The following is a 26,495-nucleotide window of genomic DNA, read 5'->3' as shown; positions in this document are numbered from 1 at the left end:
CCACAAAGGCAAAGACGTTGGTTTTCAATAGGAATTCTGTTTGCAGCATGCGGATGGTGTGGATACCCTTTGAGTTGTGCCGCTGCACCCTCTTTTCAATTCAAAGCTTTCAGGAAGTTTCATGGACCCTTTTGCACTTGCCGCGCTCGCCTGGATTTTGAGCGCACCTCTTTTCCTCATCCTCTGGCTTCTGGCACGCAAGAAACTGAAAAAAGCATCCCATGAAATCGAGGAACGGGATGAGGAGGTAAGCGCTGTCAAAGCCAAATACTCGGCGATCATTTCCATCGAGGACGAAGTAGAACGCCTGAAAAAGCAGGCGACCGAGTTGGACAACGAGATTCAAGACACACGCACCACGTATTCGGAAAAGCGCAAACTGTTGGATCGGTTGAAGGAACAGGTGGCGGTTTACGATGACCGCCTGGCGTTTGCCGAACTTGGTGTCTATGAACCCCATTTCGATTTTGGAGACAGCGAGGTCTACAAGGAGAAAATCAAGGAGATACGCGCCCGTCAAAAGGCGATGGTATCGGCCAAGGAGGCGACCATCTGCCCTACGGACTGGACTGTCGAAGGCAGTCGGGCAAAGGGGCAAACCATGATCAATCGTCAGTCTCGTTTGACCATGCGCGCTTTCAACAACGAGTGTGAGGCGGCGATTGCGAACACGCGTTGGAACAATGTGGTCGCCATGGAAAAGCGAATATTGAATGCTTCGAAAGCGATCTCCAAAGAGAACACCTCCATGAATCTTCACATCAATGAGGAATACGTGGCGCTCAAAATTGACGAGTTGCATTTGACCCATGAATACCGTGAACAACTGAAGGCGGAGAAAGACGAACGCGCCGAACTTGCTCGGGCGGAGCGTGAAGAGAAGAAGCTTCTCGCGGAGGCACGAGCCGCTGAGAAAGAAGAGCGGAAATATCAGGAGCTGCTCGAAAAAGCGCGCAACGAAGCCGGTGGCGGTGAGACCAGTGAAGCCATGCAGATGAAAATTCAGGAGCTTGAAACTGCCTTGGAACAGGCTCACGCGAACAGCGAGCGCGCCCGTGCCATGGCCGAGATGACAAAGTCCGGATACGTCTATGTCATTTCTAATGTCGGTTCATTTGGGGAGGACCTGGTCAAAATCGGCCTGACCCGGCGCCTTGATCCCAACGATCGGGTTCGCGAGCTGGGTGATGCCAGCGTGCCATTCGGCTTCGACACGCATGCGATGATCTATTCTGAAGGGGCACCGGCACTGGAAGCGGCGCTCCACAAGGAGTTTGCGGAGCAACGCGTGAACATGGCGAACATGAGAAAAGAGTTCTTTCGCGTTTCGCTTGATGAGGTGGAAGACGCTGTGGCACGACTCGCACCCGATGCTGAATTCTTCAAAGATCGCGAAGCTCAGGAATGGCATGAAACCATGGCGCGACGGAAGGAGAAGCTGATGAAAGTCAGCAACTCAGAGACAGACGAGCTGCCTGCCGAGATATGACATCAAAGGTTCCGGTTACCCTACAATAAATTCATTGTAGGGTAAAAGGATGTTCAAGTATCGCACGGCAACCGGAACAACCGCCTGAACTGACCTTTTGGGACCTCTAAAAGCGAACCGGCCTCCAACCTCTGTGGATCAACCAAACTCAAGCCCATCGGCAATAAGACCTATTGGTGTGGTCGACACCAGGTCAGCAAAGTAGTCATCGATCAAGGTATCGGTGATCACAATGACCATCTCAGAGATCTGACATCCCGCCACAGGACAATCGTTGTGGCTGCGGTTACGAATGTGTTTTCTACCGCAATTTCCTCGAGATTCATGCGCATCCCGCGTCCTTCAAAACTCTCAGCATCTCCGCCTTTTCGTCTGCGCTCGCGGCTTCATCCCGCAGCATGATCTCAAAGGCGTCACGACGTTCACAAATGATCGAGATGCCGATCGCAGGAAGCGCAGCTTCAATGAATGTCCTCGCTGACGGTATGACACTCGAGTCGACGCGCATAACGATAAACGAGGATACAGAATTTCGGTCCGATCCGGCGTGCTGTTCGAAACTGACATGGGCGCCATCAAACCTATCTTTGACAATGTCGTATAGCACCCGCAGTTTGTCAGCGCGCCTCTCGATAGCCAGCCGATCCTCCTCCTTAAGCTCCCTAATTTTGATTTCTTTCATATTCATCTGATCCTCCCCGCTTGCGTCTCCGATCCCAGCACCAGAAACTCGGCGCCTTGTGAATACGGCCCACATTCAGGAGTCACGTGCGCCGAATTCTCCACAAATGCATCAGCCCAGATCCCATATTCTTCCTCTTTAGTAGGCTCATCAGGTGACAACGCATTGTGCAACGCAGATGCGACGCATTCTCTGGCAGCTTTACGCAACAAACGATCTTCGGTTTCCCGTCGCCCCAAGAGCTTTTTTGCATGGTCATCACACATACGAGAAATTTTACTCGTGGCTCTCGGCAACAGCAAAAGGGCTCGGAGTAACCACGTGGTAGGCTTTTGTTTTACAACAATTCTTTTTCTGGAAGCTTTTCCAAGACAACCCGATTTTTGGATTTCTCGGGGGGCGTAGCGTAACCAAGGCTTGTGAGAAATGATGGAGATTCCCGGCCCGCCGTCACTCAGGTCTCTCCGTGATTGCACTCTCGGAGCTGGAACAACCCCAGAGCACTCACGACTTCGCGCTTCGTCGCATCAGTTCGCTCGCGGGCCCGCTCAGTGCCGTTCCGGATAACATTCAGAACATAATCGTGGTGTTCAGACAAATGCGCCCGCTGCTCGCGGATGGGTGCAATGAACGCCTGCAATATGTCTTCCAACCGTGCCTTGATCTTACCATCGCCAAGGCCGCCGCGTTGATAATGCGCCTTGATATCTGCCAGATCATCATTGGCCTCATCAAAGGCATCCAGATGGGTGAAGACCACATTGCCCTCGACCTGACCGGATCCTCTATACGCAAGTGGTTTGGGTCCGTGAACATGGCCCGGACGGCGCTACGGATCTCGTCGGGAGACGCAGAAAGCGAAATCGCATTGCCTCCGGACTTGGACATTTTCGCCTTTCCGTCAATCCCTGGCAGCCGGCCGGATTTGGGAATGACAGCGCACGCTTCAGGCAGAACCACCGCGCCTGCGGTTGCATTTATCCTGCCCTTGCTTCATTCACTCTCATTAAGACATGGGCAATGCCACAATAGGTGAGCGCTCAAATGCTGCCTTTCATGTTCTCTATTGAACCGTGTTAGCTATCCCTCTTCGTCGTTCAAATCCCGGAACAATTCATCGACTGTCCGGAAACTCTCCACATCTCCGTCCAGCGCAGCCTGCATCGCTCGCTGGGTTTCAACATTCGGAGCTCTAACCTGAAACGGCATCGCTTGTTCCTCAACGATACGGATCAACGTGAGCCGAATAGCGTCTGAAACAGAAAGCCCCATCTTGTTAAGGACAGAAACGGCTTCTTTTTTCAGCTCAGGATCAATGCGCGCCCGAACAACTTCTGTGGGCATATTAGCCCCTCCAACTTGTAGCTACATTGTAGCCACACAAATGCACCCCGATCATCGCGAAGTCAAGAGGTTTTACCCCTTCCCCCACACCCCTTTCCCGTGAGCACATTGAGAACAAGCAGCACGCTGAGGACTACGAGCACACATGAGCACTGTGTCAAAAACTTTAACCATCTGAAAACAAACATTAAAATCGAATATCAAATCTACATCTATTGCAAGTATGCCGCCGAGATGCATTAGCTGTTGAAACTCAAGTATATGAGTTGTTGGAGATCGTGCACTTTACTGATCCCGAAAAAATATCTAAATCATTGTTTTTTATATATTTTTACTTCATTACTGAATTCAGTTCGAAAAATTGGAGGCCCAAAGATGGCAACAACACGAGAAGGGCGAGAAATCGCTAAGAAACAGTTGGCGATGCGGGACAACCTGTGGCCGGGGGTGGAACCACATTTGTGGCACCGACTGGCCAACAAAGGCTTCGCCACGATTCCGAAAACCTTTCCCATGATCCTAAGAATTATGGATGAAATGACGAGCGGTGCACCTGTTTCTTCCACGTATCAAACGCTTTGGTGCAATACGTGGGACAACTCTTACGTCGTCATCGGCAAGGCTTCTTATCTGGCCTATGCATCTGGGTTTTCGGGTCAGCGGGCTGAACACACTTGGTCCACGCGTATGAAGAAACTGCACGAGCTACGTTTCATCGACATCAAACCAGGAAGGGCGGGTCCAATTACGAATGTAATCATTTGGAACCCGCACCTCGTGTTGCGGTGGCATCATCAACTGAAAACGCCCGGCCTATTGGAAGCGAGCTATAACACTCTTCTCGAATGGGCTTACGACATTGGGGCCAAGGACATGACAGATGACATGGAAACCATCCCTGAGCCGGGTGTCGTTCCTCCGCCCGCACCTGAAAAAAGTGCCAACAAGAAGAAGCCCGTGCTCCGCCGTAGGAAGAAAGCCGCCACGAAATGAAAGCAGTAAAACGCACCACGAAGTTCAAGAAGGACTACAAACGCGAACTGAAACAGCTCGCCGAACTGGATAACCTTCTCAGGCCAATAATTGAGAGCCTTGTGCAGGGGGATGCGCTGCCGGTTCGCACGAATGACCACGCGCTTAGCGGAAATTGGAAAGGTTTCCGCGAGTGCCATGTGAAACCCGACTTGCTGCTAATCTACACCATGACTGAAGAGAAGCTGTCCCTTATTCGCCTTGGCTCCCACAGCGAGCTATTTTGAGCGGTAACGGGACTAATTCTACATGGTCGGATGATTGCCCGTCACTCAACCGCAGATCGCTTCACATAACACCCGTTCAGCGACGTTCCCGGTTCGTTACGGTGGCGGGGTTCCCGCCGGGGTTGCGCGTTTCATCCCCTGCCTGACCCGTCAGCAGGCCAGATTTCGGAACAGCAAAACCGGACGCAGGCAGCGAAGACAACTCACATGAGCTGCCCGAGATGACGCAAGAAAGGGCGGGCCAGGAGACCCGCCGTTGATACCCACAAACCGGATGCCGCGGTTCAGGCCGCCGCGTAGTGACTGAACACCTCCGTCGAGCCATCCTTGCGGATCAGGAAGACCGAATAGGCTTCCCGCTCACTCTCCGGCCCCATGCCGGGTGAGCCAAAGGGCATGCCGGGAACGGACAGACCAATCGCATCAGGGCGCTCGGCCAGAAGTCGCCGGATATCGGTTGGCGGCACATGGCCTTCGATGACGTAGCCCTCGACCAGTCCGGTGTGGCAGGAGGCCATCTCCTCCGAGACACCCTTGGTGGCTTTATATTGAGACAAGGTCTCCCAGGAGGCGTTCTGCACCTCCATCTCGAACCCGTCGCGCTGCATGATGTCGATCCAAGCACCGCAACACCCGCAGTTCGGGTCCTTGAGGACCTCTACCCGCGGCTTGGCAGTTGCCAGAGCAGGCGAGGCCAGAGCGATGCCGGAGGTTCCGAGGCCAGCCAGGAAGAGGCGGCGGTCGAGTGTCGGGGTGGTCATGTCATTTCCTTTCCGTTTTCGCGCCTGCGGTGTGACGATGGATCTTGTGACCGAAACCGCGGGCAAGTGTCATGATATGTGTCAAGCGGGCGGTCATGAGCCGCCCTGCATCTGTTCGCTTTCAGTGCGCACCGCCTGCATCTCGCGGATGCGCTCGGGCCAGGTGGATTTGATATAGGCCAGGATGTCCCAGATCTGCTTGTCGCTCAGGCTGTCGCCAAATCCCGGCATGCCGCTGGCAAAGTCAGACACGCCACGGGCTTCCAGCGCTGCTTCACCACCCTGTTTGGTGTAGTCAAACAGCAGCGCATCCCCGTGGTGCCATGTATGGCCGGTCTCGTCATGCGGCGGAGCAGGCAAGGTGCCGTCCTCATTTGGAGCGCGCCAATTGGGCTGCCCCTCCAGTTCAGCGCCGTGGCAGGAGGCGCAAAACTCTGCATAGAGCACCGCGCCCTCGTCAACATCGGACGTTTTCGGTTGCACTGACGGTCCTGCCTGCGTGCCTGATGGCGCGAGCCACGCGACCGCAGCACCGATGACGACAATCCCGGCCAGGACAAATGCAAAGATGGATCCGGTTTTTATTGCCTCATCCCCCTTCATGTTCGTCCATCAGATAGGTCGCGATCGCCGTCCGGTCGGCCTCGGTCAGGAAACTTGTGCCGTAAAGCACGACTTCCCCCATGGACCCGCCAAAGGCATCCCCTTCGGGCGTGATGCCGGTGCGCAGGGCATAGGCCAGGCTGGCCACGTCCCATCCCTTGCCCGCCAATGTCAGGTGATCGATGGCTGGTGCTTTCTCACCGCCTGGAAGCGCATCGCTGCCCTGGAAGCGCTCTGTGTCGGATTTGCGCGCGCCTGCGAAGTTGCGTCCCGTATGGCAGGCCGCGCAATGGCTGGCCCCTTCGACCAGTTCGCGACCGCGGTTCCATACCGCGTCCTTACCCGCCAACGGTCCTGTCCGTGGAGGCTGAAGATAGGCGGCCCGCCAGAGTTTCAGCCCCCAGCGTTGGTTGAACGGAAAGCTCATCTCGGGCGGGCGAGACGGTGTAGCGACAGGTGGCACGGTCTGGAACGCGGCCCAGAGATCGGCAATCTCCTGATCCGAGAAATTCGCATAGAAAGGATAAGGGAAAGCCGGGTAATAGGCATGCCCGTCAGGCGAGACCCCTTCGCGGACGGCGCGAGTGAACTGCGCCTGAGTCCACCCTCCAATCCCGTGGTCAGAGTCGGTGGTGAGGTTCGGCGAATACAGCGTGCCAAACGGGGTTTCCAACGCCATGCCACCCGCCAGTGGCGCTCCGCCTTTCGCGAAATCGGTATGACACGCGATGCAGCCGGAAGCGCGGGCCAGATAAGCACCGCGGTCGACATCCCCCTCCAGGGTGATGGGCGCGAGAGGCTGGCCGATCGGCCAAGCCATCAGGCCGGCAACGCCAACAGCGGCGATAACCGCGCCAGCCAGCCCCAGACGATAGAACATACGCATCGTCCTGGCCTATTTCTCGACCCGAAAGCGTGTATGGCAGGCCGAACAGACCTGTCCCATCATGGTGAAAACCCCGTCGGCCGGCATCTGCGACATATCCATCGTGTCGAATTCTGCGGCGCCACCCATCATGCCACCCCCAATCATGGTGCCACCCATCATTGAGCTGCCCTGACCGCCCATCATATCGCCGACAGCTGGCGTTTCGCCGGCCATCATCAACCCGTTTTCGGAAGCTTCCGCCAATCCGTCTGCCATCACACGCAGCTGATCGGCCAAGGTCGAAAACGCCTCCCAGTCCTGCCAGATCTCTGGCTTCGCCTCGGATGGTGCATCAAGGCTGCCTTCGGGGAACAATTTGGTGAGCGCCTCGCCCGCATGGCGGCTGATATCCTCCGACCATTCGCGCACAACGGTTGCATCATAATCGACCTGCCCCCGCATCATCGGCGTCAGCACTTTCATCGCCTCTTTCATCACGCCCATGCCATCCATGCGTTCTTTGACAACGCCGGTAGCTCCGCCATGCGCAAACACCGATTGGCTGGCCACAGCCAGAACGGACGCAGCCACCGCGCCCAGCAACAGTTTTTCAGTTTTCATCGGATTTCCCCGTCTGAGTTATCTCATCACGCAAAAGGCGTGTGCGGATACGGATCAGATCAGGGATTTGGGTGGGGGCGGATCAAAATTCGAAACAACCGGGATGCCCTTCGTCGCGCGCGGCAGTCCATACCGTTCACTGCATCCGAATAAATCCGCAGTCAGAACTGACTGCTGAACGATCGCAGGGCCGCTGCAGAACGCCCCACCGTGACAATGGCCCTGGTGGTCCTTTGCAGCATGTTCAGCGTGCGTTTGAACTTCGACAGGCACCACGGAGGGCTCATGTTTTCCATGGGCCTCAGCAACACCGCCGGACAAAAGCAGAGCAGCGACGAACACGCCGGCCGCGACGAGCATCAGCCCGATCCATCTGCGATTGTCCAAAAGCACTGCTCCGCTCATCCCATTGTCTTGTTTCAATTCTCTTACCGAGGCGATGATGTTCTCAACATCCGCGCTGGTCAAGTCTTTGACCAGCGGCAACTCGCCGAACCGACACCGATGCGCGTTCACGCGCTTCTATCCCCTTGCGTTGATCCCGAGACCGGCAGTGATGTCTGCTCCGACCACTTCCATTCGGCGGCCCGTCATGATCAACGCCCGGAATGCTGCCGACAAGACGATTTATAGAGCTCCACCTCATTCTCGGAAGGCAGATCACCGGACGGTGCCTCAAGCCGATCGATCTGTTCGACGGAGAGTCCCGAGGCATCCGCCAGCGCGTCTTTCGTGAGCCCCGCCAGCTTTCTCAGTTTCAAGAGCTCCAGGGCAAGGTCCGTCTTCTCCTGGTTTTGTGCGAGAAACTCTTTGAGTTCTGGCCTCTCCTCCAGGATCTCCTGCTTCAGTTCTTCGACGCTCATACTGCTTCCTTTCCCAACCAACCCCTCGAAATCGATGCCATGCTACCAAAAATTGCCTGTCCGGGCACCCTTTGCAGCGTCATCGCCATACCCGCCAGACAAGGGATACGCGTAAAGCCGGTCAATCTCGCCAATCGCATGTTGACACATCCGGGCCGGAACCGTCCAAATGCAGCGAAAATTCGGAAGCGCCGATCATGTCGAAACAAAGCAAGACCTTATCACGGATTCTGAGACACGAGCCCGAACTCGTGGGCTTGTCCCTGATGCCGGGCGGATGGGTGCGTATTGACGATCTTTTGCGGGGGATGAAACGCATCGGTCAGCCACTGAGTGTCACAGAGCTGCGCAAAATCGTCGAGGATAACGATAAACGACGGTTCACGCTTTCGGAGGATGGAACTCTTATAAGGGCCGCCCAAGGGCATTCCGTTGAGGTCGATTTGGGTCTCGAAGCCGTAGCGCCGCCGGAAACCCTGTATCATGGCACTGCCAGATCAAATCTCGACAGCATATTCAGCGAAGGTCTGAAACCAGGTAGGCGGCAACAGGTCCACCTTTCTCCTGATCCTGAAACCGCTGAAAAGGTAGGGCAACGGCACGGGAAACCGACCGTCCTTCGAATAGAAACTGGCAGTATGCATCGGGATGGTTATGCGTTCTATCGGGCGGACAATGCGGTTTGGTTGACGGATTTCGTTCCAGCGCAATACCTGGGTTTCTAATCCGACCGCGATACTTGCAAAACGGACGGGCAGCTGAACCCAGCGGGCTTACTGAATGAACATGGTGATGGAGGGCAACGGTCCTGAGCAATCCATCTATGAAACAATGGTTGTCGCTCACCACAAGCACAAGCTGCACTGTTGAGATCGGCAATGCATTGGCAATGATACAAGCCCCGTCAATTGCTTGCCCTTGGCAACCAGAAATCAAGCATCCTCCTCACCCTCGGTCGTTGCATCGGTATCTGTCTCGATTGCCTCCGTTAGAGCATCCCTTTTGGGTTTCAGCTCGCCTGGAACGTCGAAATTTGGGTGGCGGCCATCCTCAATCCTTTCAAGAATGGCACCCACTGCTGAAGCGGCAACAGCTTCTTCAGCCACTGCTTCTGCGCTGTCACGACACCAAACATTTGATCTTTTGATTTTCTGTTTCAGCAAATCGTCCAGACAGCGCTCCAATTCGTCTGCAGGAACAAACTTGCGCAGAAGTGCAATCAGGTCGGCGCGGCTGAGAGATTGGAGCTTGCTGTCCATTCTGAGACCATAATCCAAAACGAGGCCCAGAGCCATGTTTGGTAAGGACTTCGCCAGAAGCCGACGGAGCCAGGCGGCGGCTGAAAATTGCAGATACCGCCCGTTGATATCTCATGCAAAAAGTGACCTGGACGAAATCAACAGTCGCCGTGTGTTCTGCCGCTCATGCTGGCAATCGGAACTGAATAGTAGACGGTCCCTCACAAACCTCAGGAAGAGATCAGCCCCCTTCCGTCCCGGTAAACCTGCTTCCAGGGCAGAATGGAAAAGGAGGCCCTGAGACCCGTCGGCCAAAACGGATCGGCGTGGATCAGCTTCACGACCTCACTTTGATCCTCTGCCTCAACGATCCAAAGACCATCGCGCCCTCTGTTCTCGCCGTCCGTCAGGGGTCCGGCGGCTTCCACGGCCTCGGCGTTGTCTTCGAGGAAAGCTATATGCTCCTTCATGAGAGCCGCCCGAATACCGGGATCGGCATCCGTGGCATCTTCAAACAGGACTATGAATTTCATTGCGGACCCTCACTTTGCTGTGCCGAGTGATTATGGCAGGGCAAAGTTGCTGTTTGGCAAAGCCCCTTTGCCAATCTATTCTGCAAGAATGCAGGCTCATGATTGGGATGATTTCAAATATCTGCTCGCGCTGCACAGAACGGGCACGCTGTCAGACGCGGCGCGGCGGTGCGGTGTGAATGAAACGACGGTCGCACGGCGTTTGAAACGGCTGCAACAGGCGCTGGGAGTGACCCTCTTTGTCCGAAATGAAGTGGGTCGCCACCAGTTGGCGGAAGCAGCGCAGCAAATACTCGATCACGCTGAAACCATGGAACGCGAAAACACGGTGCTAAGAGAGCATCTGGACCAGTCCTCCGGCCAGGTTGGAGGCACGATCAGGATCAGCGCCGTTCCCGTGATCATCAATCACGTCATTCTGCCTCACCTCGGAAAGCTGGGCGACAAGCATCCACACCTGACCGTCGAGCTGGTTCCTGAAGCACGAAACATAGACCTGACAAAACGAGAAGCTGATCTGGCCATCCGTTTCTCCCGCCCCGAACAGGGCGGTTTGGCGACAAAAGCCCAAAAACTCGGCGGACTTGAGTTTGATGTGTTTTGCGGATCGCAGCTGACACCAGAACAGCAGGATAGCGCTGACTGGATTTGCTATGACGACGCATCCGCCTCCCTTCCGCAGGCGCGATGGACAGAGGAACTTCGCAAGCACCTCAAACAGCGCCCAAGCAGTTTCCGGGTTTCGGACATCGATACCGCTCTGGAGGCGGCGGCCCGAGGCTATGGGAAAGCTGTCCTGCCGAAGCTGGTCTGCGGCGCGGACAAAAGGTTTCGTTGTATCGGCGCAGAGCCGTCGAGATCGGGTATGGCACGGGATGTGTGGTTGTTATCTCACGCTGACGATGAGGCACGTTTGTCAGTCAAAGCAGCCAAAACCTGGCTGGCCAAGCTGCCGTGGATTTGAGCGGATATTTTTGCTAATTGCGAGGCATTCTCCCGACATAGAACGCGTGAGGGATGCGTATCCGTAAAACAACCCCATAACAGGAGAGGCCAGGTAGGCCTCTCCTGTTCTTTGTGTCATGCAGCGCGGCGCCTTCTATCACGCTCTTCGATCAAAGGTTTGATCGACCGCTCTGACATATTGAACTCTGGGTTTGGGCTACTATTCAAATAGCCCTGCACATACTCCGGAGAGTGAGCGTGGAACCCTGAATAAAGCGCAGCAGCAATCAGATTGGTGTTGCTGACATAGCTCTCTGAAAGCAGAACTTCCCCAGGCAAAGAAAACGCAAGTTTTTCGGCGATGTGTTTCAAGCCGTAACTTGTGTGACGCATGTTTGGATTCTTGAGTGGTTTGATGCACGAGGTGAATGCCAAGGCTTGAAGAAATTCGCGCTGAGGTTGGATCTGCATAAGATCTATCCGGCGCTCACTCAGGTCATTTTGGATTGCGTTTTGCACAGCGCTCCACCGCTCTTCGATGGGCAACCCCGCGACGATCTGCTCGCGTTCGTTTCGCTTAGGCTCCAAACACCCCAACCCAAAACCCCAATTGTGAAGAAGTGGGTTTTCCCGGGCAACTTTCGGCCGAGCGGCTGTCGCGAGCACGGCATAAAGGTCGAAAGCTGTGAAACTGTGTCCACGCTCGTTTGCGAATTCAGATGCTGCGGCAGGGTCCAGGTCAAACTCAATCTCACTCCCACGCGAATTGGTCAGAGACGCCTTAAGCGATGCCAGGGTCCTAAAGCCGCATCCTCGGGCCAAAATTTCAAGACGATGTGTAGGCGAAATGGCCCGATGATGCAGCTCGGCAGCCGCTTTCAGTAGCGCCAGGTCGGTTTCGCAAAAATGGAATTTGATCTTCGTTTCGATCATAGCCGTTCTCCAGGGAGTCGCAGTCGCCGATTACACACAACCCAGGATCTGATTGATCGAAGTTGTTTAGCTTTGTGTGATTGAAGTCCAACCACCAAGAATGAAAGAAGGTTTGACCCGGCGACAGGTCAGGGGTTCACCCAACGCCGAATATGGACTTGATGCCTGCCGGGAACAAGATAGCTTACAAAAAATTTCACAATTGCAACACTGATGTATGGTTTCAGTGTTCGTCGCAGATCCCCAATTGAGACCAAGGGCAATCAACTCTAAGGATGAGTTGAAAACGTAATTCATTACCCCTGAGCACCCTCAGGAGCGTCGATGCATATTTCCACAAGATCCGCAGCAACCTGAAGCTTGCCGAGCGCCCTTTGCACACACCCAGCGGCAACGGCTAGGCCTGGCACAAATACAATCTCTACAATCCCGAGATGATGATCAAAATCGTCGATATTTACCGCTTCTCCCATAATTGGATAGGCGGCGGCATGACAAAGGAAACCCCAGCGATGAAATTGGGGTTGGCCAAAGGCAAGGTTAGCGCGAAGGATCTGTTCTCCTGATGTCAATTCACCAGCGCTTTTCTGAAGTCGTAGCATACGATCTTTTTGCGAAACGGGCGCAAAAAAGGAAAGGGAGAGCAATTCAGCTCTCCCTTAAAAACTTGATCAGCCGATACCTAATCCGATGGTATTCCCGCTTAGAGGTTGGCCCCATCATGACGTTCTCGTCGGCGCTGGCTCGGACCTACCGCACCTTGCGGAGCGGAGTATTTTTAACGACCGTGAGGCATACGCACGGTCAGGCATTCGCCCTATTGATCTGTAAGATACGCCCAGCTTAGCGCAGATTCAACAAAAAAGTGCTAACAACTCATGGATCACCTGAGTCCGCTAAGAAGGCATATTCCCTGCTCAACAGTTGCTCCCTGGCTTCTTAAAACTTCGGCACAGCATCTCATTGAAGTCCCAGAAGAATACAAATCATCGACAATCAAGACCTTTTCTCCGGCCAGTTTCGGGACAGACCCATTCACACGAAGGGGGTTGAAGAAACCACGGAGCCTGGGATGAATGTCTTTCATCACAAAAGACGCAGATGGCGGAAGCTTTCGGATTTGGGATAGGGAAACGCGGTATCGCTTCCTAAGTGGTTTCGATGAAATCGTTGGGGGATTCGCAGCAGCATCCCTCAGTATTTCATCGTTGGTTTTCTTCTGAAGAAATCCAAAGGTCATATGTGGAACACCACACCAATGTGAGCATGCAAGCGAAAGATCATTACTCAATGAGTGGCTCGAAGGAACTCCCATTATGTAGTTTGCGTCTATACGATCCGAAAACTTTTGAAAAATGGTCTCTGTCCGGTCAAACAACAGGAATTTCCTGTGGCAAGGCGGAATCGAATAGTCAAAAATGTCCTTTAGAGCATAGATAAGGGGATTTCCGTCTCCATCGTTTTCCCTGGCCTTCTGGCGCCGATAGAAGCTAAAGATTTCCATCTCATGACGCCGTTTAAGCGTTGGATTGGTGGTTAGAGATGTATTCAATCTTTCTTCGTGTCTCGCGTCAAAGAGAATTAGTCTGCTCTTACTTATACTTAGGCCCAACTTGTCCCTCTTGGAAAAACTGATAAATCATCTCTGATCCTTTGAAATTTCTACCGGGAACCTATGGTCAAACCCGTAAAAAATGAAGGCAATAAATAAAGAAAATCACCCTCCAGCCGGTTAGCTGAAGGGTGCAACAAATTTGGTAAAGGGCTGGTCCCCAGCAATGCTTTTTGTCGTGGGCTCTTTCTTGTTTTGGCTTCCTATGTCAGCCATTTTAGTCCCTAATCACAAGGTTTTCCGCACAGCAGAATGACAAAAGACTACTGAGATTGTCGAGCGAACACCAAATCAGCGATCCTAACCAGAGCGCCTCGGTTGGTTGTGCCAACCGACTTCTCACCAATGAGATTGATGCCGGCAGTTTCCATACGTTTCCTGAGCGCTTTTCCTGACGACCCTTGCTGGCGGGCCAAATCAGCCACCGGGATGAATTCTCTTTGAAAAGCACACAAATCCTCTGGGGATACCAGGAATTTCTCTTTGGACGCATGTGATGACGTAGCTGATGCAAGAAGCCCGAGCCTGCACCAATGAACAACCACTTCTGGCTTCCATCCTGTGATCTCTGCGACCTGATGCGCAGTCCACTGAACGGCCATAGCACTGGGCTGCAGCGCGCGAGTGATATCATCGACCGCAAATCGGAAGTCACCCAATCTGCTGTCCTGATCTGCAAAAGCGGGCGCAATGGCTCCTTCGGAAATGCGCTTGTAGAACGCGAGAAGCGCCGACCGATCCGTCGTTCTGCGAAGATTGATGTCTCGGAAAACTACTGCTTCTCTGTGACATTCACCGCGGTCCCCTATGCGAATTTGGTCTTGTATAGCTTTCAGTTTTCTCAGATCGAAAGGACCACCCACCAAGGCAGGCAACGCATCGGCGTCCTCACGCACAACCATTCCGGCTTCCTGCATGAGATTGAACTGATTTTTGCCAACGGCGAGGAACGCCATTGCATCTTTCGCTGAGAGGAAGTTATCCCGACCTGCAATCAGAACCTCCACTTCGTCTCGAGACACCATGGTATGTTTGTGTCCGTAGCCTGATGTTGATTGACGGCCACGGAGCGCGCCAGCAGCAACAGCTGCCACAACGCGTTCTGCTCTCACACCAAGCTGCCGACTTGCCTCGGCCGCGGAGATCCATGCTCGGTCACCCGATACACCGACCGAGTAGGAGCCTTCAAAGTGCTGACCAACAGTCTGGTGAAGTCGATCATGGAACGGCTTATAGGCTTCGCCCCGGAAGGCCATCAAACGCTGATACCATTTGCCTAACTGCGCTGGAGCGCTGTTTGCGGATATATCTCCCTCAGCGAGACGAATACGAACGTGCTCATCGAAGCCTGAGGGCCAGTTCTGAAACAGAGGTTCGGCAAGGCGAAGAAACGATCTCGCCTCTTCCAGGTTTTTGGGCAGCGGTGTTTTGCCCTTCTTCCCGGTTCTTGTTTCAGCGGATCCAGTAGCTGCGAAATAGACAAAAGACGCCAAATCGTTCGGGGCATCATCGCACCACGGCCCGAAACCAAACGCGATAGATGACCTGCATCTCCCAGATGCGAACAACTCACTTATCCAGATTTCAAAGGGATCGGCCTCTACCGCCAGCCTGTCTGAGAGGTCCTGACCGCACTCACATGTCTGCAGACCGCCGGTTTTTGTCGTTATGACGGCGTCACAACGAGGGCATGTCTCTTCCAGTCGCGTGTGGTGAGTGGGGCAGGCGCTGACCAGGCAATGCCGCCAGGATTGCCTCCAGAACCTGTTCTCCTTGAGGCAAATCGGACAATATGGATCTATGTGCGTGCGCTGGAAACGCCACTGCAGAGTTCGCTGCGTCGCTGGTTCCGCCGGCGCGATCGCCTCCAGTTGGTGGAGTGGGACACCGAGCTTATCAGCTACCCTGGGCAGGGCTTCCACCATCGGGCGGCCATATGGCAGCCCAAGGAGCCCGAAAAATTCCGACACATGCAGGTAGCCATGTTCGCGTGCCTCGCGGCGAAGGAAACCGACAAGGCTCTCATCGGGTTCAGGTGTAATCGATCTGGGGGGCACCTACCCGGTCGCTCCGACAGCTTCCAGGTCACTGACAGTGTTTGGCTCAACCGGAAGTTCCGCTTCGTGCATGACTGCTACGTAGGATCTGGCCAATTGGGTGTCAGTTGGGAGTTCTGGTTGGAGGAACCATTCCGGCATAGCCTGAACCTGAACCAGTTGCCTCGCGGCTCGAACAACGTCCTGAAACGTCATCACCTTGTCCTTCATGACGGCCGAAGCGCCCTTCAAGATACGGAGCACTTGCCCAACGCGACCGCCAGACAACCCGTAGAGCCGAACCGCCATTTCACCTTCATCGAAATCGATCTTAACGTCGCATTGACCCAATAGGTCAAAGATACTGAAGACAGCCTCAGAATAGGCCATCCGGTCATCTTCGCTGCTCCAGGAATATGGGAGGATGTGGACTGTTTTCAGCGATCGCTCGCGGAATTGCTCGTTTTCATCGATGATCTTCTGAAACTTCGGCAATCCCGCCAGGATCAATATTACCCCGGCATCGTCTATCAGTCGCTTGAAATGGTCGCCCGTCGCGCGCGCCGAGAGGTTGGCACCGGTTTCCGCACAATGATTGCATTCATCCAAAGCAATGATCTCAAGCCCCTCGTCGTGCACGTTCTGAATCAATCGCGTTCGCAGATCGCCGATACGCTCACGTGGCCCATAGGAGTAGCCGAACGACCGCAGCATGGTGCGATACAAATCCAGATCATTGGGTTTCGCAGGAATGGTCTCAAGTCCGAAGTTCGGGGATGGGACCGTCTTTCCCGGACCTTGGGTGGTGCGCTTCAGAGCATCCTGGAGATCATGAAGAAGATCAGTCTTGCCGCATCGGGTTGGTCCAAGCAGTGGAATGATTGCACCTGTTTGATGCCGGGCCAATTTGACGGCACTGAGCATCTCATCGAAGCTGTCCTGATATGCGCGATGCCGGATACGGATATCCAGCAGGCTCGGGTCAAACTTGCTGGTCACGGCTTCGATCTCCGTTCGATTTGCGGCAGTGACTTGGGTCGGGAAAGCATGGTTCGAGTGTCATTCGAAATGTCACCAATAGCCTGTTCAATTTCTTCCGTGGCTGTATGGGGCGTTTTCGAGTTCTCGATGATCTCTGCGTCCCGCCTACGCTGAGCGTTCTTTTTCACACGCTGCTTGCGTTTCGTGCCCGATGGTTTGTCTCCATGGTGGAATTTTTTGGCTATCGCCGCCAGAACCCTCTGCCCCGACAGGAATTCTTCGGGATCCGGTGCTAAAGTTTTTCGGATCCGCTTCAACTCAGATAATGAGATGGCTGGCATGAAGGCATCTTTGGCGGAAACAATGATCATCGTTTGATCACTTGGGTGAATGACCCCAATGGCGCGGATATCTGTTGGATCATGACGGATGGAAAGTTCCTGGCCACCGCCGATCTCTTCGAACAGCTTCCGAAGAGCGCTCGACGAATATTGGATGCGCTCGAACTCGATACCATATCGATGCAGTTTGCGAGTGGCACGGCCACCGAAAAACATCTGGTTCATTTGATCGGGTGTAGGTGGCTCGGGGACAAAGAAATCCTCACTCAGCCTTTGAGCACATTTCAGGGGACTTTCTGTGGTCCTCAGCGCGGACTCAATTCGGCGCTGCGGGGTCGTTGCAAAGACGTCGTGCCGCCATCTCTGCATGACGGTCTCAAACTCCTGAAATGTGAGCCGCGCCTCTTTCATCGCCTTTTTAATCCGGTCTTTACCCTTTATTTCGGCAGTGACGGTTGCTCCAGGCAGAGTGGTTAGGAACATATTCAACGTCCTGAAGAACCGCTCGATGAAAGGCTTGCCTTGTGGGGTTCCAGGTAGGTTCGGATTCAACTCAAAAAGAGCAGCTTTGACGGCACTTTCGATAACATCCCCTGAGTTTTCGCTGCCCTGGTCCGTCACGACATCCATTGGGCGCCCGTAATATGGAAACCTGTTTTCGATTTCGAACTCGTCAAAGAATCTGTCTGACTTGGGCAGCATCATTTCCTTCAGAGTCTGGACAGTCAGAACGGACGCCGGTTCTTTCAGGCTGAGTTGCATGCCGACGCACATTCCTGTCGCGCAATCAATAGCCGCACAAACCCATGGTCGGCTCACTGTTCCTTTGTCGTCGACAACAACAAACAGGTCGACTTGAGTGCTGTCCATCTCCACGCGTTCGAATGGCCTTTCTACTCGCGCAAAGTGACCCGCTTGCAAGAGCCGCATTTTAGCCTCGTGACCGCCGACGCGTGTTTTCACAACATCGGCGTGCGGCAGGCTGCGGATGATCCGATCAACAACCTTTTGGCCATGCGGTTGAGGTTCGATGTCATAGTTGGCACAGCGCTCAAGATAAACAGCCCGGGCATCTCTCCAGACTGCCTTCGCCGTTTTGCGGTCCGTTTTCAGATACTGCTCTTCCAGAATATCGAGGACAATTTCTTCGAAAAGCGCATCATTGCGAGTAGTTCTATTTCCGGATCGGTAACGGCCATCTTCGAGGCCAACGTCACCTTGCTCACGATGTGCCTTTATCCATTTCTGAATTGCCCGGACGCCAGGAAACCTTTCTGCATGCTTTGCGAAACGCAAATCCGCAAGAAAGTGCTTACGCATCAATATGATCCGCTCTTCCCAATTGAAGCCATCTTGCCTCAATCTCTCGGCCATTTTGATGACTTCAGATCGAAACTGAGCGTTCAATCGCTCTTCGCTACTTATGTATCGACCAGAAGCTGATGCCTGTTCATCAGGCGCAACATTGCCACGCGAAATTTGAAGCCGGAAATCTTTGTCGGATATCTCGTGAACCACGCCCTCAGGCGATTTGAGCTGCACTGCAGACCGCCCGACAACTCGACCGATGACTTCATGCTGAACCCCATCGATGCCAATCTGGCGCCCGTCATATTTTTCGATCATCTCTGTCATAGCGCAAGGATCTCCAGATGCGCAGTGCTTCCACCCGCGGCCACCAGGGGTGTTTTGGGGCCGAGGTCTTGGTTCTGGATGTCGAAAGCAAGGATACCGGTCAGGATAGATCGAATGATGTCGCTTTGACTGAGACCAGTGGCACGCATTGCGTCGGCGAAAGTGAATGGACCCTCTCCAAGGTTGGCAATCGCAGATGCAGGTGCATTTGACAATTTTTCCCCGGCATACGGTCTCATGTGTTTGGCGTTTAGCGAGAGCGTTTCTGTGAGGATCTGTTCAGTTATCAAAAGCAACTGGTGACCAAATTTAGCCAGTTGAGCGGGCAACTTGAGGTAGTCAGGATTGTCCGCAATGAAAAAAGCGCTTTTTGTCTCGACGAACACGTGACCGCCACAGTTGAGGGTCAACTTGAGATCCGGAGTAAACGCGCGTGGCGTTGTGCCGGAGCCTGCATATTCGAGCGTCAGATCCTCCTTCGTCGCATAGGTCTTCCCGGTGTCCAGATCGAAGGTCAGCGGTTGCGGGCGGATTTTCTGCACGCGCGGATCAATCATGGCCAAATACGTCGCTGCTGATTCAAACCGGCTTTCCGTCTGAACAATGCCGTCCAGCTTGTGTCCAGACAGGAAGTTCGCCTTTTGGTTCTTGCCGCGTTTGTGAATCCGGCGGGCGGGAGTGAGTGCGTCAGGATCGATTTTCATTCCACGGCACATGCACAAGCAACGCTGGGAGATCAAGAAAAGAATGTTTTACAGTGAGTTAACGAGGACGAAACGGAAAATTCTGGCCCAGAATTTTCCGTTCTGATTTTTGCGATCACTGCTTTCCAAGGGTTTTTCTGAATCCAAGGGGTGGCAGTATACACTGTCCGCAAGACGCCTTTTTTGACGCCAAACAGCACCATTTCCTCGTAAATCGAACAAAATTTATCAAAATCGAATCGCTGTTACTGCCTCGGTCAGTCGTTGAAGGGTGGCGAACGACAATCCTGAAAACGGTAGAAATTCATCATGGCCGGTGTTTGGAAATGTGGGGATGCGCCAAACGTTGTCATCTGTTGGCCACGGCGAACGAAAATCACTCTCTGGTTGCGCTCCTACAGTTGCATGGACTGCCATATCCGGTAGGTTCCAGTCTGTATTCCACTGTTCTGTATTTCCGGGAAGGTTGATACCCGTTTGAATGTATATATCAGTCAGAACTTCTCGCACCTTGAGGAAATTGATCCACCTCTGGCAAAACTCGCAACATTCGCCGAGTGCTATTTTGTAGATGACGCAAACACGGCTCTGGTGAAGACCAGACAATTCGCTGAGCGTTTGGCCATGGTCATTGCGGATAGCGCCGGGCTGCTACCCCTCCAGAACGAGACGTTAAACAATGTCCTGAAAGAAATCAGCCGGGAGCAAGTTGCGCCTCGAGAAGTTACGGACCTCCTTCATCGCCTCCGGCTCGGAGGAAATGCAGCAGTCCACGGCTACGACGGAGAGCGCAGGCAAGCGTTCGAAGCCATAAAACTGTGCCACCGGCTTGGTGTCTGGTTACGTGCAACAGTAAAGAATTCGCCTGGCTTAACCATGGCCTTCGCGCCTCCTAAAGTTGCAGACAATGACACTGAAGATCTCCAGACTCGCGCCGCTGAACTCGAGCAACTTCTTCAGGAAAGATCATCTGAGGCTGAAATTCACAAGCGAGCCCTCGAGCGGGCACAACAAGCTGCACTTGATGCCGAAGAGCGGGCTCGTCTCGCAGAAGAAGAACGCGCAATTTATGAAACATTGGCTGAAGAAGCCGAAAGACGCGCCTCAAAAGGTCCAAAGCCCAAGCGACAAACAGACAAAGGGTTCATTTCCGCTGCCTTCTCTTCTGCGAAGGATATGGATTTTGATGAGGATGACACTCGCCTATTGATCGATGAACAGTTGAAGCAAACGGGCTGGGAAGTCGATAGTAGTAAGCTGAGGTTCTCGTCAGGAGCCAGACCGGAGCGCGGTCGAAATTTGGCCATTGCAGAATGGCCGACATCATCGGGTCCGGCTGACTATGCCCTATTCATAGGTAAAACACTCGTCGGTATCGTAGAGGCAAAGAGGAAACGAAAAAACGTTTCCGCGGCACTCGACGCGCAGGCGACACGCTATTCGCGTGACGTCCAAGCTGACAGCAGTTTTGAATTTGCAGGAGGCCCATGGGGTGACCACAAGGTTCCCTTCATATTTGCCTCCAATGGCCGAAGCTACTACCCGACAATACCGACGCAGAGCGGAATCTGGTTCCGTGACACACGTCTGGACCGAAACGCCGCCAGAGCGCTGGAGGGTTGGATTACCCCGGAAGGCTTGAAAGAACGTCTGGAAGTGGATCGTGAAACGGCAGAACAGGAGCTCAAATCTAAGCCGTTTGATTTTGGGTTCGAGTTACGTCCCTACCAGATCAACGCAATCAAAAAGGTCGAGGAGGCGGTCGCAGATAACAAGCGGCGCATGCTTGTTGCCATGGCTACAGGCACTGGCAAGACGAAGTTAGCAATTGCGATGATCTACCGCCTGCTCGAGGCAAAGCGCTTCTTGCGAGTCTGCTTTGTGGTCGATCGAAGCGCATTGGGCGAACAGGCAGAAGGCGCTTTCGAAACCACTCGGATGGTAGGTGCAAAGACGTTTTCGGAGATATTCGGGTTGCGCGGCCTCGACGAGAAGGAAATTGGGCGCGATGCAAAGATCCACATTTGCACTGTGCAGAGCCTTGTGAAGCGGGTTCTTGAAAAAGACCCCAGTGAACGCCCTCCAATTGACCAGTATGATTTGATCCTGATCGATGAATGCCATCGCGGCTATTTACTCGATCGGGAGATGAGCGATGCGGAAGCAACATTTCGAGATCAGGACGATTATGTTTCGAAGTATCGCAGAGTGGTCGAGTATTTTGACGCTGTGACCGTCGGGCTCACCGCCACGCCAGCATTGCACACGGCTCAGATATTCGGCGATCCAGTATTTAGATACAGCTATCGCGAAGCAGTTATCGATGATTGGTTAATCGACCATGATCCTCCGCATCTAATTACAACCGCGCTTAGCGCCGCTGGAATTCAGTTCGAAAAAGGCGAGACCATCGAAGCACTTAATCCCGAAACGGGAGAGATCGATACTGCTGAGCTTGAGGACCGCCTCGATTTCAACGTTGAACACTTCAATCGCCGTGTCCTATCTCCGGAGTTTAACAGGGTCGTCTCAGAGGAATTGGCGAGCCGCATAGATATCTTGTCCCCAGACGCGGGTAAAACACTTGTTTTTTCTGCTTCTGATCGCCACGCAGATGAAGTCGTGGATCAGCTCAGGAAAGCCTACAGGAACGAAGGGATCGAGATTACCGACGACATGATCGCCAAGATCACTGGGTCCGTGGACAAGCCCGGTGAATTGATACGTAAGTTCAAAAATGAGGCTGATCCGCGGATAGCTGTAACGGTTGATCTGCTATCGACCGGGATCGATGTTCCCGCGATTAAGAACCTGGTTTTCCTCAGGCGAGTGAACTCGCGCATCCTCTATGACCAGATGATCGGACGCGCGACCCGCAAATGTGACGAAATCGACAAGGAAACTTTTCAAATCTACGACGCAGTGGATCTCTATCCCAACTTGCAAAGCATGACCGAGATGAGACCCGTGGTGGTCAACCCTTCAGTCACATTTGAGACTCTGTTCGAGGGGTTCGAAGCTTCCGAAGTGGATGACCACAAAGACGAGATACTCGATCAAATCATAGTTAAAATGGCGCGTAAGATCCGGAAGATGAATGAGGATCTGCGAAACCAATACACCGCACAGGCAGGTGAAACCCCGGAAGAAACCCTGAAGCGATTTCGAGAGGGGCCGTCTAAGGATGTTCAAGCCTGGACGAAGGCTCGACCTGGGCTTGGCGCGTTTTTCGACTTCCAGGGCGATCGCGGTGCACCGCCAATCCTCCCAATCTACAAGGGCACCGATACTGTCACCGGCGTTACGCGCGGCTACGGTGACGGTGTCAAACCCGATGATTTTATCGACGCGTTCAGCAGTTTTATCCGCGAGAACGCCAACAAGATCGCGGCCCTCAAACTTGTTGTAACTCGCCCCAGAGACCTCACACGTGACAGCCTTCGGGAATTGCGGCTCGCTCTCGACGCACAGCACTTCACCGAAAGCGCTCTTCGCACCGCGTGGCGCGACAGTAAAAACGAAGATATCGCCGCGTCTATAATCGGTTTCATCCGGCAAGCGGCGCTCGGTGATCCTCTGGTGCCTTTTTCTGAGCGGATCGATGCCGCGATCCGGAGAGTCGCAGCTCGTCACAAGCTTGGTGACGTCCAAATGCGCTGGCTTTCTCGTATCGGAGATGAGATGAAGACGAAAGTTGTCGTTGATCGCGAGGCGTTCGACGAACCACCATTCGCACAACAAGGCGGCTATAAACGCCTCAATAAGATGTTCGACGGGGAGCTTGATGTTATCCTCGACGAAATCAAACAAGAAACATGGGAGCCCGCCGCATGAGTGCCACGCAGGACATTGTAGCCAAACTCTGGAGCCTCTGTAATGTCCTGCGCGATGACGGTGTAACCTATTCGGAATACGTGACTGAGCTCACCTATCTCCTCTTCCTGAAGATGATGGAAGAAACCGGCCAGGAGCGGCGAGTGCCCGAAGAGTATCGCTGGGCGGAAATCGCACGCCGGGAAGGTATGGATCAGCTTTCTCACTATAAGCGGGCGCTCACAAATCTCGGTGACCCGGATGAGAAAGACGATCAGGGAAAACGCAAGCCGCCTAAAGACCCTTTGGTTCTCGACATTTTCACCGACGCACAGACGCGCCTGCGCAAGCCTGCAAACCTCAAAAGCCTCACCACGGCCATCGACGGCCTGAACTGGTTTGATGCGCGTGAGGAGGGCTTAGGCGACCTCTACGAGGGCCTTTTGCAAAAGAACGCCGAGGACAAGAAGTCCGGTGCGGGACAATATTTCACGCCCCGTCCGCTGATCGACTGCCTGATCCGATTGACCAAGCCTCAACTTGGTGAGCGAATCCAGGATCCTGCGGCCGGCACCGGCGGATTTATTGTCGCCGCACATCGTAAGATTTTTGCAGACAACAACGAACTCTTTGGCCTTCCAGAAGGCGTCGCTGAAAAGCAGGTGCGCGAATGCTACACGCTTGCGGAGTTGGTCCCCGACACTCATCGATTGAGTATGATGAACCTCATGCTCCATGGGATCGAGGGAAATGCGCAATCCATGGATACGCTCACCGCAGACGGAGCCAACCTGCCCAAGGCCGATCTGATACTCTCAAATCCGCCGTTTGGAACCAAGAAAGGCGGGGGGCGCCCAGCGAGGGATGACTTCTCAACGACCGCCGAGACCTCAAACAAACAGCTCGCCTTTGTCGAACATATCATTCGCGCACTCAAACCCGGTGGGCGGGCTGCGGTGGTGGTCCCAGACAACGTTCTGTTTGAAGATGGCGTCGGTCGCCAGCTGAGACAAATGCTAATGAACTGGTGCGACTTACACACGATCTTGCGCCTACCGACTGGTATTTTCTACGCACAAGGTGTCAAAACCAACGTCTTGTTCTTCACACGCAACGCGAATGGGACCGAAAAGGACGGCACTCAGAATGTCTGGGTCTACGACATGCGGGCCGACGCGCCCTCATATGGTAAAACCCGGCCATTGCAAGCAAACGATTTCGAGGATTTTGAAACGGCTTATGGCAGCAGTCCCATGGGCAAGTCAAAACGCCGGGATCAAGGCGAAGAGGGTCGCTTGCGTCGTTTTTCTCGTCAGGAGATCACAGCTCGAGGCGACAATTTGGACATCTCATGGCTACGGAATCGTGATGAAGAAACCGAGGACGGATTGACCGACCCCGACGACATTACCGCTGCAATCATGGGACATTTGCGCGAAGCTACGATAGAGATCGAAGCACTTATGTTAGAACTTGAGGAAGAAAAAGGCGACCTCGAACTTCATGAAGTTGCCGCCGAATGACTGAGCAAGCTGAGAAAGGTGAATGGCCGTGCGACGACACGCCAATCAGTTGGGCTTGGGTGGATTTCAAGACTGCATGGACAGACTTCACTCACAGTAAGAAAAAGGTCAAGCAACGGGAATACTCTGAGAGCGGTAAGCTACCAGTTGTTGATCAAGGGGACAGCCTGATCGGAGGCCATACCGACGACGTTTCAATGAAAAATGACGTCGAGCTACCCTGTGTCATCTTCGGAGACCATACACGAGCTGTGAAGTTCATAGATTTTGAATTTGCACAGGGTGCTGACGGCGTAAAAGTTCTAAAGCCAGGCTCGCAATTTGATCCTCAGTTTGCTTTTCAAGCACTGCGTTGCGTCAAGCTGCCCGACAAGGGCTACAGTCGGCACTTCAAGTTTCTCAAAGCGACCAAGTTTCCAGTTCCTCCGCTCCCGGAACAGCGGCGAATTGTGACGAAGCTGAACCGGATCTCAGAACGCTCCGCCGCCGCCCGCGACCACCTCACCCGCGTCACCACCCTCGCCACCCGTGCTAAACAGGCAATCCTTGCTTTCGCGTTTCGAGGTCAACTGACATCTGAATGGCGGTCATCAAAGGATTTCCAAAAGATTGGAAATGAGATGGTGGAAGACTTGCGCGAGCAACGTCGTGCATGGTGGATTTCTGAAGAGCAAAATAAACGCGAGGCAAAGGGCCAATCCACGTCTCCAGGCGCTTGGACAACGAAGTATCGTGCTCTGGAAGTATTGCGCGCAGAAGGCGCTGTTTTCGATGTCCCAAAGAGTTGGGCGTGGGTCGCCTCAGAGGAAGTCGTCGCACCGGGCGCCGAAATCGTCTATGGCATCGTTCAACCCGGCCCGAAGCTGGATGAAGGCGTTCCATATGTGCGTGGTCTGGACATTGTTGATGGTGTCATAAAGACTCATCAACTTCTTAGAACCAGCCCTGAAATCGCTCTGAAATATGCACGTGCTTCTTTGACAGAAGGCGATATCCTTCTCGGTATTATCCGCGCAACAAAAGTTGCTGTCGTCCCCAAAGAAATCAACGGTGCGAACATTACTCAGGGCACGGCGCGTTTCCGTCCTTCAAACTCTATCAGGACTAAATTCCTGGCGAGGTGGCTCGAGGGCCCGGACGCTCAGAAGTGGCTTCACTCAAAATATCGGGGTATTGATATGCCTGGGCTTAACCTGCGCGACGTCAGAAGATGCCCTGTGCCGTTGGCACCCATTGAGGAACAAGACGAAATCATTCGCCGCATTGAAACGGCTTTTGCCCGCATAGACCGACTGACTGAAGAAGCCAGCCGCGCCAGTCATCTTCTTGATCGTCTGGATGAGCGTCTGCTGGTCAAAGCCTTCCAGGGTGAGCTTGTGCCGCAAGATCCCGATGATGAGCCCGCAGAGGCTCTCCTTGAACGTATCCGCGAGGCCAGAGCCGCGGCTCCCAAGCCGAAACGCGCCCGCAAGAAGAAGGCTTCTGTCGATTGACGATGGAGTATCGCAGCGCCCCTCTTACCGCTTCTGCGCTCAAGCCAAGGGTTCTTCGAATAACCATCACGCCTTTCGTCGATCAACTGCCGCTGGATGCTCGCGGAGGCTCATCAAAGAATGAGCCTGGGAAGGCTCTTACGCTCCATTGGCGGGATCAACAGGTTGAATGCGACATACCAGTCCACAATGAGACTGGACACCCGAGGGGCTTTCTC

General features: G+C 53.8%; 26 protein-coding genes and 1 pseudogene. 8 read left to right on the top strand and 19 right to left on the bottom strand.

What is annotated here, in order from left to right; all coding sequences use genetic code 11:
- The first annotated feature begins 121 nt into the window (after nt 1-121).
- The gene (locus ACR0M3_RS11655; protein WP_480910845.1) at nt 122-1,489 is read left to right on the top strand and encodes an SNIPE associated domain-containing protein; all 1,368 of its coding nucleotides are present in this window, start codon (nt 122-124) and stop codon (nt 1,487-1,489) included.
- A gap of 322 nt (nt 1,490-1,811) precedes the next feature.
- On the opposite strand, the gene ACR0M3_RS11650 is transcribed toward ACR0M3_RS11655, so the two are convergent.
- The 3 genes from ACR0M3_RS11650 to ACR0M3_RS11640 all read right to left on the bottom strand — a co-directional run bounded on the left by ACR0M3_RS11650 (nt 1,812) and on the right by ACR0M3_RS11640 (nt 3,515).
- Complete coding sequence (locus tag ACR0M3_RS11650; RefSeq protein WP_480910843.1) at nt 1,812-2,177, bottom strand: hypothetical protein; 366 nt, start codon at nt 2,175-2,177, stop codon at nt 1,812-1,814.
- 448 nt (nt 2,178-2,625) lie between these two features.
- A complete protein-coding gene (locus ACR0M3_RS11645) occupies nt 2,626-2,931 on the bottom strand; it encodes a hypothetical protein (protein ID WP_480910869.1) in 306 nt (101 codons plus the stop codon).
- A gap of 320 nt (nt 2,932-3,251) precedes the next feature.
- Nucleotides 3,252-3,515, bottom strand: a complete 264-nt coding sequence (locus ACR0M3_RS11640; RefSeq protein WP_480910842.1) for a type II toxin-antitoxin system RelB/DinJ family antitoxin — start codon at nt 3,513-3,515, stop codon at nt 3,252-3,254.
- A gap of 375 nt (nt 3,516-3,890) precedes the next feature.
- Here ACR0M3_RS11640 and ACR0M3_RS11635 point away from each other — a divergent pair, with 375 nt between their 5' ends.
- A complete protein-coding gene (locus ACR0M3_RS11635) occupies nt 3,891-4,508 on the top strand; it encodes a hypothetical protein (protein WP_480910840.1) in 618 nt (205 codons plus the stop codon).
- Nucleotides 4,505-4,774: a type II toxin-antitoxin system YafQ family toxin gene (locus ACR0M3_RS11630; RefSeq protein ID WP_480910838.1), complete on the top strand. Its 270-nt coding sequence runs from the start codon at nt 4,505-4,507 to the stop codon at nt 4,772-4,774. Before ACR0M3_RS11635 ends, ACR0M3_RS11630 begins: the two co-directional genes overlap by 4 nt.
- 284 nt (nt 4,775-5,058) lie before the next feature.
- Here the strand turns inward: ACR0M3_RS11630 and ACR0M3_RS11625 are convergent, their stop codons facing one another.
- The 6 genes from ACR0M3_RS11625 to ACR0M3_RS11600 form a co-directional block, all read right to left on the bottom strand.
- Nucleotides 5,059-5,535, bottom strand: coding sequence for a DUF411 domain-containing protein (locus ACR0M3_RS11625; protein ID WP_480910836.1), 477 nt, complete (start codon nt 5,533-5,535; stop codon nt 5,059-5,061).
- Between the two features lie 93 nt (nt 5,536-5,628).
- Entirely contained in the window at nt 5,629-6,138 is a 510-nt protein-coding gene (locus ACR0M3_RS11620) for a c-type cytochrome (RefSeq protein WP_480910834.1), read from the bottom strand.
- The gene (locus ACR0M3_RS11615; protein ID WP_480910832.1) at nt 6,125-7,024 is read right to left on the bottom strand and encodes a c-type cytochrome; all 900 of its coding nucleotides are present in this window, start codon (nt 7,022-7,024) and stop codon (nt 6,125-6,127) included. Before ACR0M3_RS11615 ends, ACR0M3_RS11620 begins: the two co-directional genes overlap by 14 nt.
- A 9-nt stretch (nt 7,025-7,033) precedes the next feature.
- Nucleotides 7,034-7,627 carry a c-type cytochrome gene (locus tag ACR0M3_RS11610; RefSeq protein ID WP_480910830.1) on the bottom strand — a complete coding sequence of 198 codons (594 nt, stop codon included), beginning with the start codon at nt 7,625-7,627 and terminating at the stop codon, nt 7,034-7,036.
- 54 nt (nt 7,628-7,681) lie between these two features.
- Nucleotides 7,682-8,143, bottom strand: coding sequence for a hypothetical protein (locus ACR0M3_RS11605; protein WP_480910828.1), 462 nt, complete (start codon nt 8,141-8,143; stop codon nt 7,682-7,684).
- A gap of 80 nt (nt 8,144-8,223) precedes the next feature.
- Nucleotides 8,224-8,490, bottom strand: coding sequence for a helix-turn-helix domain-containing protein (locus tag ACR0M3_RS11600; protein ID WP_170575216.1), 267 nt, complete (start codon nt 8,488-8,490; stop codon nt 8,224-8,226).
- A 197-nt stretch (nt 8,491-8,687) separates the two neighbouring features.
- On the opposite strand from ACR0M3_RS11600, the gene ACR0M3_RS11595 reads away from it, so the two are divergent.
- Entirely contained in the window at nt 8,688-9,215 is a 528-nt protein-coding gene (locus ACR0M3_RS11595) for an RNA 2'-phosphotransferase (RefSeq protein ID WP_480910826.1), read from the top strand.
- 207 nt (nt 9,216-9,422) lie between these two features.
- Here ACR0M3_RS11595 and ACR0M3_RS11590 read toward each other — a convergent pair whose 3' ends face one another.
- Nucleotides 9,423-9,749, bottom strand: coding sequence for a hypothetical protein (locus ACR0M3_RS11590; protein ID WP_170575221.1), 327 nt, complete (start codon nt 9,747-9,749; stop codon nt 9,423-9,425).
- Nucleotides 9,750-9,958: 209 nt separating this feature from the next.
- Nucleotides 9,959-10,261 (bottom strand): YciI family protein, encoded by a 303-nt coding sequence (locus tag ACR0M3_RS11585; RefSeq protein ID WP_480910824.1) that lies wholly within the window; start codon nt 10,259-10,261, stop codon nt 9,959-9,961.
- A gap of 88 nt (nt 10,262-10,349) precedes the next feature.
- Between ACR0M3_RS11585 and ACR0M3_RS11580 the strand changes: the two genes are divergently transcribed.
- Nucleotides 10,350-11,225 (top strand): LysR family transcriptional regulator, encoded by an 876-nt coding sequence (locus ACR0M3_RS11580; RefSeq protein ID WP_480910822.1) that lies wholly within the window; start codon nt 10,350-10,352, stop codon nt 11,223-11,225.
- Between the two features lie 116 nt (nt 11,226-11,341).
- Here ACR0M3_RS11580 and ACR0M3_RS11575 read toward each other — a convergent pair whose 3' ends face one another.
- The 8 genes and pseudogenes from ACR0M3_RS11575 to ACR0M3_RS11540 form a co-directional block, all read right to left on the bottom strand.
- On the bottom strand, nt 11,342-12,139 hold the full coding sequence (locus tag ACR0M3_RS11575) for a hypothetical protein (RefSeq protein WP_480910821.1): 798 nt from the start codon (nt 12,137-12,139) through the stop codon (nt 11,342-11,344).
- Nucleotides 12,140-12,435: 296 nt separating this feature from the next.
- On the bottom strand, nt 12,436-12,786 hold the full coding sequence (locus ACR0M3_RS11570; RefSeq protein WP_480910819.1) for a hypothetical protein: 351 nt from the start codon (nt 12,784-12,786) through the stop codon (nt 12,436-12,438).
- 236 nt (nt 12,787-13,022) lie between these two features.
- Nucleotides 13,023-13,643, bottom strand: coding sequence for a phosphoribosyltransferase (locus tag ACR0M3_RS11565; protein WP_480910817.1), 621 nt, complete (start codon nt 13,641-13,643; stop codon nt 13,023-13,025).
- Between the two features lie 371 nt (nt 13,644-14,014).
- Nucleotides 14,015-15,319 (bottom strand): hypothetical protein, encoded by a 1,305-nt coding sequence (locus ACR0M3_RS11560; protein ID WP_480910866.1) that lies wholly within the window; start codon nt 15,317-15,319, stop codon nt 14,015-14,017.
- A 144-nt stretch (nt 15,320-15,463) separates the two neighbouring features.
- Nucleotides 15,464-15,808 (bottom strand): annotated as a pseudogene (locus tag ACR0M3_RS11555) (TniQ family protein); the annotation flags it as partial.
- Nucleotides 15,809-16,786, bottom strand: coding sequence for a TniB family NTP-binding protein (locus ACR0M3_RS11550; RefSeq protein ID WP_480910815.1), 978 nt, complete (start codon nt 16,784-16,786; stop codon nt 15,809-15,811). It lies immediately after the preceding pseudogene.
- Nucleotides 16,783-18,744, bottom strand: a complete 1,962-nt coding sequence (locus ACR0M3_RS11545) for a Mu transposase C-terminal domain-containing protein (protein ID WP_480910813.1) — start codon at nt 18,742-18,744, stop codon at nt 16,783-16,785. Before ACR0M3_RS11545 ends, ACR0M3_RS11550 begins: the two co-directional genes overlap by 4 nt.
- The gene (locus ACR0M3_RS11540) at nt 18,741-19,448 is read right to left on the bottom strand and encodes a hypothetical protein (protein ID WP_480910812.1); all 708 of its coding nucleotides are present in this window, start codon (nt 19,446-19,448) and stop codon (nt 18,741-18,743) included. The genes ACR0M3_RS11545 and ACR0M3_RS11540 overlap by 4 nt, the downstream gene beginning before the upstream one ends.
- 477 nt (nt 19,449-19,925) lie before the next feature.
- On the opposite strand from ACR0M3_RS11540, the gene hsdR reads away from it, so the two are divergent.
- Genes hsdR through ACR0M3_RS11525 form a run of 3 tightly spaced genes read left to right on the top strand, consistent with a single transcriptional unit; the run spans nt 19,926 to nt 26,277 of the window.
- A complete protein-coding gene (hsdR, locus tag ACR0M3_RS11535; RefSeq protein ID WP_480910810.1) occupies nt 19,926-23,282 on the top strand; it encodes a type I restriction-modification system endonuclease in 3,357 nt (1,118 codons plus the stop codon).
- Complete coding sequence (locus ACR0M3_RS11530) at nt 23,279-24,784, top strand: class I SAM-dependent DNA methyltransferase (RefSeq protein WP_480910809.1); 1,506 nt, start codon at nt 23,279-23,281, stop codon at nt 24,782-24,784. The genes hsdR and ACR0M3_RS11530 overlap by 4 nt, the downstream gene beginning before the upstream one ends.
- On the top strand, nt 24,781-26,277 hold the full coding sequence (locus ACR0M3_RS11525) for a restriction endonuclease subunit S (RefSeq protein WP_480910807.1): 1,497 nt from the start codon (nt 24,781-24,783) through the stop codon (nt 26,275-26,277). The genes ACR0M3_RS11530 and ACR0M3_RS11525 overlap by 4 nt, the downstream gene beginning before the upstream one ends.
- Nucleotides 26,278-26,495: the final 218 nt, after the last annotated feature.

The sequence above is a fragment of the Ruegeria sp. O5 genome (assembly GCF_056535105.1).
The sequence above is the reverse complement of the archived record's forward strand: the minus strand, read 5'-3'. Positions and strand labels throughout refer to the sequence as shown.